This window comes from Synechocystis sp. CACIAM 05, assembly GCF_010222815.1.
Lineage (GTDB): Bacteria > Cyanobacteriota > Cyanobacteriia > Cyanobacteriales > Microcystaceae > Synechocystis.
Window position 1 is genome coordinate 851,893 of record NZ_CP019225.1, and the last position, 16,854, is coordinate 868,746.

Annotated in this window: 8 protein-coding genes; all 8 read right to left on the bottom strand. The window is 52.3% G+C overall.

What is annotated here, in order from left to right; all coding sequences use genetic code 11:
- Positions 1 to 83: 83 nt before the first annotated feature.
- The 8 genes from BWK47_RS04080 to BWK47_RS04115 all read right to left on the bottom strand — a co-directional run bounded on the left by BWK47_RS04080 (position 84) and on the right by BWK47_RS04115 (position 16,852).
- Positions 84 to 4,037: a DNA-directed RNA polymerase subunit beta'' gene (locus tag BWK47_RS04080; RefSeq protein WP_162327658.1), complete on the bottom strand. Its 3,954-nt coding sequence runs from the start codon at positions 4,035 to 4,037 to the stop codon at positions 84 to 86.
- 107 nt (positions 4,038 to 4,144) lie between these two features.
- Entirely contained in the window at positions 4,145 to 7,453 is a 3,309-nt protein-coding gene (rpoB, locus tag BWK47_RS04085; RefSeq protein ID WP_162327659.1) for a DNA-directed RNA polymerase subunit beta, read from the bottom strand.
- Positions 7,454 to 7,538: 85 nt separating this feature from the next.
- Positions 7,539 to 8,324 carry a TatD family hydrolase gene (locus BWK47_RS04090; protein WP_162329605.1) on the bottom strand — a complete coding sequence of 262 codons (786 nt, stop codon included), beginning with the start codon at positions 8,322 to 8,324 and terminating at the stop codon, positions 7,539 to 7,541.
- A gap of 136 nt (positions 8,325 to 8,460) precedes the next feature.
- A complete protein-coding gene (gene rpsT / locus BWK47_RS04095) occupies positions 8,461 to 8,754 on the bottom strand; it encodes a 30S ribosomal protein S20 (protein ID WP_162327660.1) in 294 nt (97 codons plus the stop codon).
- Between the two features lie 95 nt (positions 8,755 to 8,849).
- Positions 8,850 to 12,965: a PAS domain S-box protein gene (locus BWK47_RS04100; RefSeq protein WP_162327661.1), complete on the bottom strand. Its 4,116-nt coding sequence runs from the start codon at positions 12,963 to 12,965 to the stop codon at positions 8,850 to 8,852.
- Positions 12,962 to 13,681 carry a DUF6816 family protein gene (locus BWK47_RS04105; RefSeq protein WP_237269791.1) on the bottom strand — a complete coding sequence of 240 codons (720 nt, stop codon included), beginning with the start codon at positions 13,679 to 13,681 and terminating at the stop codon, positions 12,962 to 12,964. The genes BWK47_RS04100 and BWK47_RS04105 overlap by 4 nt, the downstream gene beginning before the upstream one ends.
- 163 nt (positions 13,682 to 13,844) lie before the next feature.
- The gene (locus BWK47_RS04110; RefSeq protein ID WP_162327662.1) at positions 13,845 to 16,118 is read right to left on the bottom strand and encodes an ATP-dependent helicase; all 2,274 of its coding nucleotides are present in this window, start codon (positions 16,116 to 16,118) and stop codon (positions 13,845 to 13,847) included.
- A gap of 23 nt (positions 16,119 to 16,141) precedes the next feature.
- On the bottom strand, positions 16,142 to 16,852 hold the full coding sequence (locus BWK47_RS04115) for a metallophosphatase (protein ID WP_162327663.1): 711 nt from the start codon (positions 16,850 to 16,852) through the stop codon (positions 16,142 to 16,144).
- Positions 16,853 to 16,854 lie beyond the last annotated feature (2 nt).

Below are 16,854 nucleotides of genomic sequence, written 5' to 3' on the forward strand. Positions count from 1 at the left end.
GGATACTGACTAGCTAGAAATATCTAGAAATATAAAAATAGGGATGCTGAACGTCCGCAAGCTCGGGGCATAGGAGATTACCCTTAATCCTCATCATCCCCAAAATCGTCATCGTCATCCATATCGAAATCATCCTCATCGGTGTCGTAGGTTTCTTTAAACTCTTCGTCATCCTGACTGAGTTGAGTGCCGGCATAGGCCCGGGCCCTGGTGTCGTCCAAAAGGTCGTCATCGGCTTCAACTTTTTTAGTTTTCACCTTGGTAGCACTGGCCTTTTTCTTCGTCGTTGGTAATTCAATTGGCTCAATCATATAGCCTTGAATATCGTCCTGGGTTTCAATCAATCCCAACACTTCCTCATGGCTACTGAAGCCAGTACCCGCAGGAATAAGACGACCAATGATCACGTTCTCCTTCAGGCCCCGTAACCAATCGGACTTGCCTTCGATCGCCGCTTCGGTAAGCACCCGAGTGGTTTCTTGGAAGGAAGCCGCACTGATGAAACTATCGGTATTCAAAGAAGCTTTGGTGATACCAAGCAATACAGGGGTATAGCGGGCCGGAGCACTACCAGTGATGCCCATGGCTTCATTAACCTGTTCCACTTGGCGTAATTCCACCAATTCCCCTGGGAGCATGGTGGTGTCTCCCCCATCATCAATGCGGACTTTGGCGGTCATCTGCCGCACAATTACCTCAATGTGTTTGTCAGAAATATCCACCCCTTGGGATTGATAAACCGTTTGCACTTCATTGACGAGGAATTTTTGCGCCGCTTGCAGTCCTCTCAGGGCCGCTTGGTAACAACCGTCCTTGTCCACGTAGTAGCTGAAGAACACATCTAAAATTTCGTGGGGATTGTTGTAGCCATCGGTGAGGGCGTGGCCTACGTCAATGCGTTGTCCGTCGGTGACCATGGCGTTTTGCCCTGGTAACAGGGGATATTCGCTCACGGTACCATCGTCTTCCACCACTTTGATGTCGACACTCTCATCTTCCAGGTATTCCACCTGACAGACCCCAGGGGCCCGGGCCAGGACGCAGGCTTCTTTAGGTTTACGGGCTTCCAACAGTTCTTCAATCCGGGGTAAACCCTGGACGATATCCCCGGTTTTAGCCCGCTCAAACACCAGCAGCACGAGGTTATCCCCCCGTTGCACCAGGTCGCCGTCTTCGATGTGGAGCACTGCCCCAGGGGAAACCCGATAGGGTCGGGCTCGGCGTAACACTAACTGATAGTTGTCCCCTTTGCCGTTGATTTCCAGGACTTTGCCGGACTCTTCCAGTTTGACCCCGGGCACTAATTCTTGCCCTGCCACCAAGAGTTGTCCTGGTTTGACTTCTGGGGCACTTGGCAGATCCACCACCAGGCGATCTGCGGCCCGTTCCAGTAACACCCGGCGGATGGATTCCTGTCCTTCCTTGATGCCCCGCACAGTGCCCGCTTCCTTACATTGAATTTCGGTACGAGCCACCACCGCTCCGGGGGGAATTTGGTCGCCATCTTGCACCAGTAAGCGGGTTTTGGAGGCTCCACCAAGGGGATCGGATTCCTGATCCCGGCGCAGTACCAAAGATTCCAAAATCACCAACTGTAAGCGCTGGCAATCTTCCTCTTCGTCGTCCTGGAGTTCAATGTCAGCGGAAAGGTGGGAAATACCTTCGTTACCACTGCCATAAATTTCCAACACCAATTGGGTGCTGAGCAGGGGGGCCCCTTCGACGGATTTAACCCGATCGCCGTCTTTGTAGAATAGACGTTGCACGGAGCGCAATTCAATCTGGCGGCCCCCTTCTTCGTTTTGGGAACCCTGGGAGGGGGCGGCGGGCTCATCAAATACTTTGTACTCTTCCACGGGGCGTAGCAGCAAACCATTGCCTTCGGGACTTTCAATCCATTCGGCCTGGCTGAGGGTGCTAACGGTAACACCGGGGAAAACATCCTGCCCTGGTTGCAGCAACTGGCCGCTTTCAATTTTCACCGAACCGGGGTCCACATCCTGGTAGAAGTCACCGGGTTTGATAATAATTTCCCGCAGAATATCGTTTTTCTGCACTACTTCAACGATGCCGCTGGATTGGCAGAAAATATCCTTGACCACTTCCGTGCCCGCTTCCACATACTGGCCGTCTTCCACAATTAACAGAGAAATATCCTTGTTAATTTCGTGGGTTTCTTCGGGAATCCAGAGCAGGGTACCCCCTTTAGTGACTTCATAGCCTTGTTTGCGGCCGCCCTTAGCCACTTCCACGCCGGCATAGCGAATCATGCCCCCGGTGGTGGTACGGTAACGGTCGTCGATTAATTCCGCCACAATGCTGTGGTTCTGCACTTTGGTACCGGGAGCGGCTTTGAGCAGGAAGCGTTGTTTATCGGCCGTGTAGATAACGTATTGTTCCCGGCCGCCACTACTTTCCAGCTTGACCTGGGCTTGATCTAACAGCACAGAAGCGGTGATGATTTCAATTTCCCGGTTACTCACCAGGCGCACCACCCCACCGTCGTTGGTGACCAGCTTGGTTTCGGCCATGATGCTGCCTACTTCCACCTGCTCGTCATTTTTCACCACGGGTTCTGCCCCAGGCGGTAAGTTATATACTTCCCCGGAAAGGATCCAGACTAGACCACCCCGTTGGGCGATGCGGGTAGTGTTCCCCTGACGGTCCGTTTTTTCCTCCGGTACCAGGCGATCAAACAATACTTCCCCAGCCAAATCCCCAGCCACGTCCTTGGTGGCCCGCTCCGTGGAACGTTGGGTTTTGGAGAGGGAAATTTCCGTCATCAACTGCCCCGCTGTCACCGTTTGCCCATCCTGCACAAACAGTAGGGAACCGGGGGTGAGGGAGTAGGTTTGGGTGGCGGCTTTTTTGCCTTCCCCTTTCCAGATTAAATCTCCGGCAATTTCCACCTGCTCCGCATCTTCCCCGTGGCGGGTACGGACTTTACGGGTGCTTAAACCTTTACCCCATTTGACGGTGCCGTCTTCGGGCGCTTTCTCTTGGCGGGCCACTTCCCCGGTGAATACCCCCCCAGTGTGGAAAGTCCGCATGGTCAACTGGGTACCGGGTTCCCCGATCGATTGGGCGGCGATAATGCCCACCGCTTCCCCTAGGTCAACTTTGTGGCCATGGGCCAAGCTCCAGCCGTAACAGTTTTGGCACACGGACCGGGCCGCTTCACAGGTCAACGGCGATCGCACATAGACTTCGTCAGTGACAGCGGCAATGCGGTTAGCCAAAGCTTCGTCAATTTCATCGTTCCGTTTGGCAATAATTTCCCCGTCCGGGCCCACCACATCCTTGGCTAGCAAACGACCAAACAGGCGATCGGCCAAGCTGATTTTTACCTGGTCCCCATCGGTCATGGCGGTGACCCGCAGACTGCGCTCGGTGCCACAATCCTGTTCCCGCACAATTACGTCCTGGGATACGTCCACTAAACGCCGGGTGAGGTAACCAGAATCCGCCGTCCGCAGAGCCGTGTCCACCAGACCCTTTCGGGCACCGTAGGAAGAAATTACATACTCAGTAACCGTTAGCCCTTCCCGGAAATTAGTCTTAATGGGCAAGTCAATGATTTCCCCCTGGGGATCCGCCATCAAGCCCCGCATCCCCACCAACTGACGCACCTGGCTCATGTTCCCCCGGGCACCGGAGAAAGCCATCATATACACGGAGTTGAGGGGATCAGTTTTGCGGAAGTTTACCACGACCTGATCCTTCAACTCCTCCGAAGTACCGTTCCAGGTATCAATTACCTTTTGGAATCGTTCTACCTCGGTGATTTCCCCCCGAGCATAGCGTTCCTCCGTAGTGCGAATTTCCTTTTCCGCCGCCTCCAGCATCTGCTTTTTCTCTGGAGGAATAGTTAGGTCATCTACACTAATGGAAACCCCCGCTTTAGTGGCAAAACGAAACCCCAGTTCCTTCAGTTCATCAGCCAACTGTGAACAGCGGGCAGAACCGTAACGACGGTAGGCAAGGGCAATGAGTTTTTTCAGGCGGCCTTTGTCGATGGTGTAGTTATAAAACGTCATAACGCTCCAAGATTGAGATTAGGGGGCAAGGCAATTAAGGGGGCAGGAGGATTAGACCCTAGGCGATCGCCATCCTCCTGGAAAACTAACGGGAAAAATAGTTGGGACTACACTTCTTCTTCTTCCAAATCCTCCTCGGTGTGGAGGGACTCATAGGTGGGACGATTGGGGGCCCGACGCTGGCTGTCGATCATCAAATCTACTTCTGCATCGGCGCTTTCACCATCTTTGGACAGTTGTACTTTGTGGGCGGCAATGTCCAAACCAAGGGATTGTAGTTCCCGCATCAACACCTTGAAGGATTCTGGGGTACCGGGCCGGGGAATACTCTTACCTTTAACAATGGCGTTAAGGGCCTCGTTACGACCCTGCATGTCATCGGATTTAACGGTGAGCAGCTCCTGCAAAATGTAGGCGGCGCCATAGGCTTCCAGGGCCCACACTTCCATTTCCCCGAACCGCTGTCCCCCCTGTTGGGCTTTACCCCCCAAAGGCTGTTGGGTAACCAAGGAGTAGGGACCGGTGGAACGGGCGTGGATTTTATCGTCCACCAAATGCACCAGTTTGAGCATATAAGCTTGCCCAACGGTAATCGGACGGTCAAAGGGTTCCCCAGTGCGGCCGTCAAACACTTGGATTTTGCCGGGGTGGTTTTCGTTAAATACCCAGTCCTTGTTCGGCCGTTGGGATGCTTCTTCCAACAAGCCATGGACCGTATCCCGGGACGCTTCTTCCCCGTACATCTCATCGAAGGGGGTAATTTTGAAGCGCACACCAAGGTTTTCCCCAGCCCAACCCAGCAAGCATTCAAACACCTGACCTACGTTCATCCGGGAAGGAACCCCCAGAGGATTGAGGGCAATGTCAATGGGGCGACCATCAGGGAGATAGGGCATATCTTCGATGGGCAAAATGCGGGAAATAATCCCTTTATTGCCGTGGCGACCGGCCATTTTGTCTCCCACCTGGATTTTCCGTTTTTGGGCTACGTAAATCCGCACCACCATATTGGCGCCGGGGGGTAATTCGTCTCCTTTTTCCCGGGTGAACACTCGCACATCCACTACCCGACCTTTTTCACCGTTGGGTACCCGCAGGGAGTTGTCCCGCACGTCCCGAGCTTTCTCACCGAAAATAGCCCGCAGCAGTTTTTCTTCGGGGGGTTGATCCGCTTCCCCTTTGGGAGTGACTTTACCCACCAGGATATCGCCGGATTCCACCCAAGCACCGATGCGGATAATGCCATGTTCATCCAGATTTCGCAGGGCATCTTCCCCGACGTTGGGGATTTCCCTGGTGATTTCTTCGGGTCCTAGCTTGGTTTGACGGGCTTCAATTTCAAATTTTTCGATGTGGATACTGGTGTAAACATCGTCATAGACTAACCTTTCACTGATCAAAATGGCGTCTTCGTAGTTGTAACCCTCCCAGGGCATATAGGCTACGAGAATGTTTTGGCCCAGGGCCAGCTCTCCCCCTTCCGTGGCGGAACCGTCCGCTAGCACTTGACCAGGCACCACATCTTCCCCGGCATAAACAAGGGGCCGTTGGTTTAAACAGGTATCTTGGTTAGACCGTTGGTATTTTTGGATTGGGTAAACGATTTCTTCCCCTTTCTCCGCAGGGTTATCGGGGGAGTGGGGCTGCACCCGAATTTCGGTGGCGTCCACATAGGTGACAATGCCATGGGTGCGGGAAACAATTACCATGCCGGAGTCGCGAGCAGCTTGGGCTTCCAAGCCTGTACCCACCAAGGGCCGTTCAGGACGTAACAGGGGCACTGCCTGCCGTTGCATGTTGGAACCCATCAGGGCCCGGTTGGCATCGTCGTGCTCCAGGAAGGGGATCATGGAGGTGGCAACGGAAATAATTTGCACCGGGGAAACGGCTACATAGTCAACTTGTTCTGGGCTGGTGGTGGAAAATTCCTGGCGGTAGCGAATAGGTACCGACTCGCCAATGATGTTGCCCTCTTCGTCTGTGGGAATGTCCCCGGGGGCCACCCGCATATCATCTTCTTCGTCGGCGGTGAGGTAAACGGGGTCTATATCTTTCCTGACTCGACCACTCTCCACCCGAAAATAGGGGGTTTCAATGAAACCGTAATCATTGACCCGGGCACAGGTAGCTAAGGAACCGATCAAACCGGCGTTGGGGCCTTCCGGCGTTTCCACTGGGCAAATACGGCCGTGGTGGGAAGGGTGAATATCCCGCACCGCAAAACCGGCCCGCTCCCGGGTTAGACCCCCAGGGCCGAGGGCAGAAATACGCCGTTTGTGGGTCAACTCCGCCAGGGGATTGGTTTGGTCCATGAACTGGGACAGTTGGGAGGAACCAAAGAATTCCTTGATGGCCGCCACTAGAGGCTTGGGATTCACCAAGGAAGCAGGGGTAAGGGCATCGGATTCGCTAACGGTCATGCGTTCCCTAATAATCCGTTCCAGGCGATTTAAGCCAACCCGAATTTGGTTCTGCAATAGTTCTCCAACGGAACGTACCCGTCGATTGCCCAAGTGGTCGATGTCATCGGTGGTGCCGACGTCAAATTCCAGGTTAATCAGATAGTTGATGGCGGCCAGGATGTCTTGGGGGGTAAGCACCCGGGTGGTGTCCGCTTCATTGAGCCGGAGTTTTTTATTGAGTTTGTACCGTCCCACTCGACCAAGGTCATAGCGTTTGGGGTCGAAGAAGCGGGACTCCAATAACTGTTGACCACCACTGACGGTGGGGGGCTCACCGGGGCGAAGTTTTTTGTACAGTTCCACCAAAGCTTCCTCTTCGGTGGGATTGCCTTCTTTGTCGAGGGTTTTTTGATAAAACTCTGGGTGGCTGAGGGAGTCGAGAATTTCGTTATCGCTCAGACCGATCGCCTTTAGGAGAACTTGAGCCGACAATTTACGGGTTTTATCGATGCGGACATAGACTAGACCATTTTTGTCGGTTTCAAATTTGAGCCAGGCCCCCCGGTTGGGGATCAGGGAAGCGGAATAGGTGCGGCGACCGTTTTTATCTAATTCTTTTTTGTAGTAAACCCCTGGCGATCGCACAATTTGGTTGACAATGACCCGCTCCGCACCATTGATGATAAAGGTTCCCCGTTCCGTCATCAGGGGCAAATCACCGATAAATACTTCCTGCTCCTTAATTTCTCCGGTTTCTTTGTTAATCAGACGGGTCGGTACATACATCTGCACCGAATAACTAGCATCCCGTCGCTTGGATTCATCAACATCATACTTGGGCTGTTTGAGCTTGTAATCTTTGCCCAAAAAGTGGAGTTCTAGCTTGCCCGTGTAGTCAGAAATCGGTGAAAAACTATTCAATTCCTCGATTAAGCCTTCCTCCAAAAACCAGTGGAAACTAGCGTGTTGGATTTCAATTAAATCGGGCAACATCGTGGTGGCAAGGTTAGTCATGGTGGCTCAGAAGTCTCCGGAAATTTGCGGTGGTTGGGGTTAGGGAAGGCCGGGGAGAGGTTACCAGGGGGGCGATACCCCCAGATTAGGCAGGCACCGGTAGTTTAAAAAGATTGCGGGCATTAGCAGTGGTTTGTTGGGCAAGGGTTTCTAGGGGGACATGGCGCAGGGCGGCGATCGCCTCGGCCACATGGCGGACAAAGGCAGGTTCATTGCGTTTACCCCGTTGGGGCACTGGCGCCAAAAAGGGACAATCGGTTTCCACCAACAGGCGATCGGGGGGGACCATCTGGGCACTGGCTTGGATCCCTTCAGCTTTTTTGAAGGTAACTGTGCCGCTAAAACTGATGTAAAACCCCAGGTCCAAAAACCATTGGGTTTCTTCAGGAGTGCCACCCCAACAGTGCATTACCCCAGCCACGGGCCCCGATTCTGCTTGGAAATCAGTCAATACCTGGCGCATGGTCTGGGCGGCATCCCGACAATGGATAATCACTGGCTTGTTTAATTCCCTGGCGATCGCCAACTGGGCCCGGAAAACCTCAATTTGATGGTCACGGTTATCGGCTTTGAAAAAATCCAAACCCATTTCACCAATGGCTACCACCCGGTCATCCGCCTTGGCATAGGCAAGGATTTGCCCAGCAGTATCGGCTTGCCAATCTTCGGCATCCAAAGGATGGAGTCCCACGGCGAAAAATAGTTCAGGAAAACGGTCCGCCAGGGACTGTATCTGATCAAACTCCTGGGGCTTAACGCAGGAATGAACCAGTTGCACCACCCCAGCTTGCCGCCAGCGATGCTGTAACTGGTCTAAATCCGCCGCAAAAACATCAAAGTTAATGTGGACATGGGTATCAACTAGATGCATGGTTCCCCTAATGCCGTGGGCGATCGTCAAAGTAACCAAAAACCAGAGGTTGTCCCCAAATAGAATACCAGCTGATCAATACAATTGACCAAAAACTATCTGTAATTATCAACTTTCCCAAAGGGAAGAACCGTGCCTAGGCAGCAGGCATAGCATTTTGGAGGGCTTTGGCTAGACGAGCCTTTTTACGGGCCGCATTGTTCTTGTGGATTACTTTGCACTTCACCGCCTTATCAATTTTGCTAAAAGCGGCGGCCATACTCGTGTTGATCGTGTCGAGTTTTTCCGGATTGGGGTCACTGGCGTAGGCCTCCACCGATTGAAAGGTTTTTTTCATCAGGGTTTTGATGGCCGACTTATAGCTTTTGTTTTGGAGTCGGTTGCGTTCAGCAATTTCGATGCGCTTCAGGGCGGACTTGATATTAGCCACGGTTGCTCTCTAGGGTACGTAACTGTAAAAAGGGCGGGTTCATAAAGATCAGAATTGTTATTCTAACAGTTTGGGGACGCCACGACAATGGTCACCTAACTGTACCAGAGGGGGAGTTCCACTTCAAAGCGACTACCTTGGCCCAACTGGCTGGTTACGGTAATCATACCACCGTGGAGTTCGGCGCATTTTTTGACAATGGGCAGTCCCAGACCGGTTCCAGGGATAGAACCAACATTGGTGCCCCGGTAAAAACTATCAAACAAGTTGGGAATGTCCTCAGGGCTAATGCCGATACCATGGTCCTGGACAGAAAAAATGCCAACGTCCCCCCGACGTTGGAGATGAAATTCCACTGGCTGGCCAGAGGGAGAGTATTTGATCGCATTGCCGAGGAGATTGGTCAAAATTTGTCTTAATAATTTGGGGTCAAAGGCGACAATTTCTCCGGGGCCAAGGCCATCATAGCTGAACAATAGGCCATGGTATTCCGTACTGCTCTGGAGTTCATCGGTGATGCCCCGACAAAAGCTGACTAAATCCAGGGGTTGGGGCTCAAACGGTAAATATTTAGTTTCCGCTCGGTTAATGGTGAGTACATCGTCCAATAGTTCTACCATGTGGTGAACACTTTCCTCGATGCGCTCCAGATGTTGGCCACGTCTTTGGCCATCTAACTTAGGCCAATATTTTTTCAAAATGCCAGTGGAGGAACTGATAATTGCCAGGGGGGTACGAAATTCATGGGATGTGGTGGAAATAAACCGGGAACGCAATTCCCCCAATTCCTTTTCCGCTTCCAAAGCGGCCAAAATACGTTTTTCAGCATTTTTTATATGGGTGATGTCGTGGACGATCGCCACTAGATTAGCCGGGTGTTGGCCGTTGACGCCCTGAAGAAGAAACACAGAAGCAGTGACGGGAATTTCGACGGCAGTTTGGTAGTGTTGCAGGCTAAATTCTCCCTCCCAAGCACCGCAACGAAACACCTGGGGAATGATTTCCGTTTGCCAAAAATTGAGGTATTCGGGGCTAATATGTTCACTCAGATAGGTGGTTTGGGCGGTTTCCGGATTTTCCAGGCCAATTAGGGATTGCCCGGCCTGGTTGAGGAAAGTCACCTTTTGCCCTAGGTCGGTGATGACGATTAACTCGGTACTATTTTTGACCACAAAATCCAGGTTTTGCCGCTCTCTTTCAATTTGCTTTTGTCGGCGTAGGTCGGTGATTACCCCTACTAAGCCGTCTACTTTACCCTGGTCATCCCTCAGGGCGGTGATGGAAATATACACCGGCAGGCGATCGCCAGTTTTGGTGATGTAGGTCCATTCCCTTTCATAAACCCCCCATTGAATGGCAGGAATGGCAAACAGGTCGATGGAATTGGGCACCAGGGTTTGCCCTAGCTGAGGGGAAAGCTGGACGGCTTCGCTGGCCATTTCTTCCTGATCGTGGAAAATTAACGGGGTTTGCTGGCCAATCAGTTCCGCCGCTGTGTAGCCCAAAATTTCCTCCGCAGTGCGATTAAAGGTACTGATAATCCCCCCGCTGTCGGTGGAAATAATCATGTAGTTGGCCACATCAAAAATGCCTTTTTGCAGTTGGTTCACTTCCAACAGTTTTTGTTCTGCCCTTTGCCTTTCCGATAACTCCTCCTGCAAACGTTCGTACAGTAATGATTGTTGAATGGCGATCGCCAATTGGTTACCAAGGCTTTGCATCAGTTGGATTTCTGCCGTTTGCCAAGTGCGGGAACTGGAGCATTGGTGCACAATCAGCAGGCCCCAAAGGCTATGGTCAAAAACAATGGGGGCAACTATTCGGGACTGGGATTCCGCCACGGTGAAACATTGCACTGCACAATTGATGGCACAATCCGGCAATTGGTCACGGGAAGCGTAGATGTAACCATTGAGGTAACGCTGATAGCACTCCGGCGGAAAGCTTGCAGGACTAAGATCCATCTGCATCACTGAGGGTTGGCCATTAACCACCGATTCGGCGATCGTGGTGCCCAGACCGTCCTCTTGGATGTGGTAAATTAACACCCGGTCCGCGTGGATAGTGCGGCGTACTTCCGTCACAGTGGTGCGCAAAATCGTTTCTAGCTTGAGGGACTCCCGAATTCTTTGGCTGATGGAAGATAATAGTTTTTCCTGTTGGGCCTGGTTGCGTAGTGCTTTCTCCGCTTCTTTTAAATCATCAATATCCGTACTACTGGCCAGCCAACCATTGATATTGCCAAAGTGGTCCTCCAGGGGCAAGACCTGCAACAGATGCCAACGGTACTGACCATCACTCCTCCAAAGACGACATTCCAACTGGAAAAATTCCTGGGCGGCGATGCCCTGACGCCACTGTCTTTGCACAGTTTCCCTTTCCCCTGGCTCAATAAATTGCTGCCAAGTGTTGCCAAGAATTTTTCGACCCCGGCGACCAAAATAGGCCAACGTCCGTTGATTGCACTCCCACACATCGCCAGCGGAGGAAAGTCGCCACACCAGATTGGGTAATGCCTCCAACAAGCTGCGGTGAATTTGTTCGCTATCCCGCAGTTTCCTCAACACCCGTTGGCGATCGGTCACATCCCGCACCGTTACCAAGCGGCAATCTTCCCCCTGCCAATGGATGGGCACAGCCTTAATTTCCCCTACCCCTTCCTCCTCGGGGGAGACATTGATGCCAATTTCTGTCTGCCCTCGGTTGGACAACCCCAGTTGGGATTGTAAAAACTCTTCTTTGCTGAGACCAAACATTTGGCAAGCCATGGGGTTAGCGTAGATTACCTTGTCATGGTTGTCTAAAATGACAATGCCATCGGCAATGGTATTCACCAAGGTTTGTAATTGTTGCTCCTTGGTATGGAGCGCCGCTTCGGCTCGTTTGCCATGGCTAACGTCCTGGGCTAAACAGAGAATTTTGCTGGTTTGGCCTGTACCATCAATTTCAAAGGCCGAGATTTCCACCACAAAGTAGTGTACTGATTGCCCGCCATCGGTAAATTCAAAGTTAAACTCCTTTTTTTCGTGGGCCTGAAGCGCCGCCAATTCTTCCAGCCCAAAGTACCTTGGGGGGAGGAAGAGAGCCTGCCACGGGTCAGCCTCGACCATGGGGTTGGGGATTAGTGCCCCGCCGGAACCGCCTTCTAGCAAACTGCCGGGGATATTAAGATAGACGATTTCATTTTTGACCAGATCGTAGAGATAAATCAGGTTTGGATTACGGCTGAGTAACTTTTGAATTAAATGTTGGTTCCGTTGTTGTTGTTGCTGTTGCCAAACAATGCGGGCTTCTAAATGCTGGACGATGCGGGGCATTTCTACTTCCCGTTGCAGGGCCTCTAGCAACACATCTGGTTGGACCGTGGCCAGCCATTGTTGAGGGCCGACCCAACCAACAAAAGCACCACTGATGTCGGTAATGATCACATAATCATCGTTCTGTCGGCGGAGTAATTCCCTGGCGTGGCAATAGGTTTGGTTAATGGTGCAGAGGGGAAAAGTTGGGCTGAGGTCTGGGCCAATGGGATTATCCAAGCCGAGGGAGCCATAGTTGGGACCCTTAAAATAGTTGCTGAGGCTGACATTACCAAGGGGAATGCGGGGGGCGGCGGCGGGCAGTAGGGGGGAGGAATAGACCACCGGAAAACTAGAAATTTGGCGCTCAAAACAATGGTGGACCAATTCCCCCAAAGTTGTTTCTGTCCCAAGGCAAAGGGGAGGGGAGGCCGTAACCTGGAGGGGAAGATTCTGCCACAATTGACAAAGATTTACTGAGCGAATGAGATTGCCAATGCTCAGCAGACCCCAGGTTTGGTGTTGTCGATCCGCCACAGGGATTACGTCCCAGCCGTAGCCCCAGGAGGCAAAAATCTGCATAACTTCCCCTAAACTAGGCAACTTTTCTAGGTCTAGCCGCAGGGAGCAAGGCAAACACAGTTCCGCCAAGGCGATCGCCGGGGAAAAATGTTCAGTCCATAGGGCGGCGGCCAATTGCCAATCCGGTAATAAACCCAACAGTTGACCGTCGTTATCTAGCACCAAAGCCCAGGGGGGAAAAGCCTTAGCCTCTGCCGGGGGCTCCCAGGAACGTTGGCCATGGCGATGCCAGCGGTTAAGGGCCTCTGCCGCACTCAATTCTCCTGGCAAACAAAGACAGGCCCATTGAATGGCGCTGGCGGTGGCTTCCCTGGGAGTGGCGGCAAAAGTCATAGTTCTGGCACAGCTTCTAGGGTAAGTTCATAGCGATATAGGGCAATGGGTTGGTGGCCAGCGGCGAAATAATCGGGGTCCGTGGGGGACAAGTATACGGCGGTAACTTGACTGGCGCTGATTTTTCCCGGGCCAACATGGTGATAGTCAGTGGTGGTTTCCACCTGGTTGAGGTATTGGGTACTGCCAGCAATAAATTGTTGGTTGGTCAGCTCCGTGGCGAGAAAGTGCTCCGGGTCGGGACTCCTTTGGCTGTAACCTAGGACAGTGGAAACTAGTCGTTGATGTTGGGGAAAAACGGTGACTAGGCGGGGGCTGGGTTGTTCTTTAACCTGGACAGTAATATTTATTTCTTCTCCGTCCTGGCCCAAATAGGCCTGGGTGATGGCTTCAGCGTTAAAACGGCGATCGGGCACAATAACCGGGTCATTGTTGACCAAATCCGATAGGGCCCAGTTAAATTCCGGCAGGGGGGTTTGGTCGATGAATCTGACGGGAAATTCTATTGGTTGCTCCAGATAGGCGGCATTCTTAGCAAAGCCGGGGCTGACGATATCCGGGGCCAGGGGGGCCAGTTGTTCGACAAGAGTACTGGTGACCTGCCATGTGCCGGCAAACCATTCAGGATAACGAATTTCTCCTTTTCTCTGTTCCAGGGTAGGCAAATTAGACCAGTGGGGATAGGCTTCCCATCGGTCAGGCAGTGACTCGGCCAAAGCGGGAGATCTTCCGATCCCTAGCCAAAGCAAGTTGCACAAAAATAGCACTGTTAAGCGGACCAAAAATCTAGACAAAAATTTACCAAGACCGTTGTGGAGTGAGGCTTTGGGCCGATCGCCACGGCCACTGATGCCCTTGGATCCGATTATAGTCCTTCCCCTAGGAACCAAAACGCTTTTGTAGGGCCAATAGGGCCTGGGATGGTTGTTTGGGTTGTAGTCGGGGGGATTTGCGGGCTTGCATTTGGTTCCAGGCAAAGGGCCCTTCCTGGGCGGCGGATAGCCATAGTAAACGCTTGGCCCTGGTCATAGCGACGTAGAGTAGTCGGTATTCCTCTGCTTCCTTGAGGCGGCGGGCTTCTTGCCAAGCGGTGGCCGTGACCGGCAGGGCGATCGCCTGGGGCTTTTGCTGTTGGCGATGGTGTACCACGGTGCGAATTTGGGCCCTGGCCACCTCCGCTAGGGTAAACTGTCCCAAAAATTGCCCTCCCTTGGGTACCCATAAATCGCCAGGGAGGGTGTCCTGGTGCAAAAAGGGTAAAAACACATAGTCCCAATCCAATCCCTTGGCCTTGTGCATGGTGATAATGGTGATTTGCCCCGGTCTGGTGTATTTTTCATCACTATCGCTGGCGATCGCCTCAAATTGTTCATCGTTGGCAATGGTGTGGAGTTCGCTGAGCAAATTTTTTAATGAGCGTTCGGGTTGGGTTTGCACCTGTAAACGTTCCGACAACTTTTGTAAGGTGGCTAAATCTGAGCTGTCATAGTTGAGGGCCAGGCCCAAAAAAGCAATCAATTGATAGGCCGGCAGTTCCAGGCGGGCTTTGAGCAAACTACGACATAGGCCCTGGGCAGAAACCGCCGGGGAGGCCAGGGGAGGCATCAGGGGAGTGGGGTAGAGAAATTGTTCCGGCACCGCCGCCAAAGCATTTAAATCTTGAGTGGGAATTAGTTGGCGCTCCTGCAACACTGTTAAGGTGGCTTTGAGAAGATCGGGGGAATGGGGGCGATCAATAAATTGCAGTAAACTCAGAATTTCCCCTGGTATGCGGGAATTACGATCCTGGTCCCCCACGTCCAAAACCTTCAGTCCACCATCTTTTTCCACATCCTTCAGGCGATCGGCCACAAACCTTCCCTGGCGATTTTCCCGTACTAAAATGGCAGCATTGTGGTGAGGATTGGCCAACAACAGGGGCACTAGCCGATGGCGAATTTGTTCTACTTCTTCATTGATATCTTGGGGAAAACGAATTTCCACTCCCCCATCGGTGGCCGGCGGATTGGGTTGGGGGTCCCCCGGTTCCACTGGACGAATGGCTTGGGGGCGGAAGGGTAAGGTCGCATCCCCTTTGGGACCACTATTAAACCGTGCTTGCCAATCTTGGTTAACCCATTCCAGCAAGAAGTTGGCCGCTGCAATTACCTGTAAATTACTGCGCCCCGCCTGGTCCATGGTGGCGAAACTGCCCAAAGCCTGGCACCGTTGACAAAATTGATTGAAATATACGGGGTCAGCGGGGGTAAAGCTAGAGTTAATGGCTTGGTTGGGGTCCCCCACCCGAATTAAACGAATGGTACCATCGGCGTTTTGGGCCAGCTTGGTCAGTAACTTTTCCTGCAGAGGGCTAGAGTCCTGGGCTTCATCTTCAAAAACACCAAAAAATTGTTCCTGCCACTGGCGGCAAAGGTGGGGATCTTCTAGCACCCGCAGGGCGGCCAAAATCATGTCGTTATAGTCGATCCAATTTTTCGCCTCCATCAGGGCTTGGTAATGTTTGAACAAACCGGCTCCCATCAGCAGGAGTTCGCTACCGGGGGCAATGCGACCCATGTCCGCCACAGCCTGGGGAGAGAGGCCAGAACTTTTTGCCTCTGCCACCACAATTTTGGTTAATTGAGGTAAAACTTCCGTGCTCAGCACCGCCTGCCGCCGCAGGGTTTCCGTTGTCTCCCCGTCAAAATTACCCGCTTCCACCAGGGTTTGATAGGTTTTAGGATTTTCCCGCCGCCATTGTTCCACCGCATCTTTGATCAAGCGATGGCCTTTTTGGGGCGAAACCAGGGTCTGTTGCTCCGGGTCTAACCCCGATACTTCCGGATGGCGTAGGGCAATGCTGAGGGCTAAACCGTGGAGGGTCTGCACCGTAAATCCCAAACTGGGTAAGCCCAAGGCCCGTAAACGTTGATTAACCTTGCCTTTGATGGCCGCCGCTGCTGAACGGGTGTAGGTCACAATCAGCAATTTTTCCTGGTTATGTAAACCATGGTGGGCAATGACGATCGCCGCCGCCACAGAAAGACTATGGGATTTGCCGGCCCCGGGCACTGCAGAAACGGCCATTTCTCCCCCATGCCAATCCGCTAAGGGTAATTGACTGCTACGTAAGCTTTGGCGGAGTTGCTCTAGATCTAAAGCAGTTTGATTCATGGCGATCGCCGTTCTTCAATTGATCAATAGCCAACGGTCTTCAACTTAACAATATCCGTGGCGGGATTGTACAAAACATAGTTAGCCTGGCTTTTTTTCCGACCCACATTGCCTACCCCCACAATTCTCCGGGGGGATTTTGCTAGATCCTGGGGAGTTTGGGCCCCATCCAGGGTAATAATCTGGGACTGTAATTGTTTCGGTTCCACCCAACATTCAAACATTAACCCCGATCGCCCACAGAAAAGATTATTGGCATCGGCCCGAATTAGGCGATCGCATAGTTCAATGGCAGGGGTATCTGGAGTTAGTTCATCAGCCGGGCTTACAGTACTACCATGGATTAGTAAGCAATCTAACTCGTGGAAGCCGAAATGGAGCGTTCTCAACCACTGTACCAACTCCCAGTTGATACTTTCCCAAAGTAGCTTGGCTCCATCGGTGCCCACTTTGGCGATCAATTCCGGCGCATCCAGGGAACCCCGGAGACCATGCAGATTCAAACATTGTTCTTCCCACCAACCGAGACAAACCTGGGGAATGGGTTCATTAGCTCCGGGAGATTGGATACGGTCAATGACGCCCCGATTATTACCCTGTAAACCCAAGAAATCCCCCAGAATATAGAAATCTGTGACGGCATTACCTAGACTTTTAATATCGGCCAACACTGCTTCATAGGCCGCCAGATTGCCCTCAATGCCACTACAAATAGCCCAGTAACTATTGATCATTA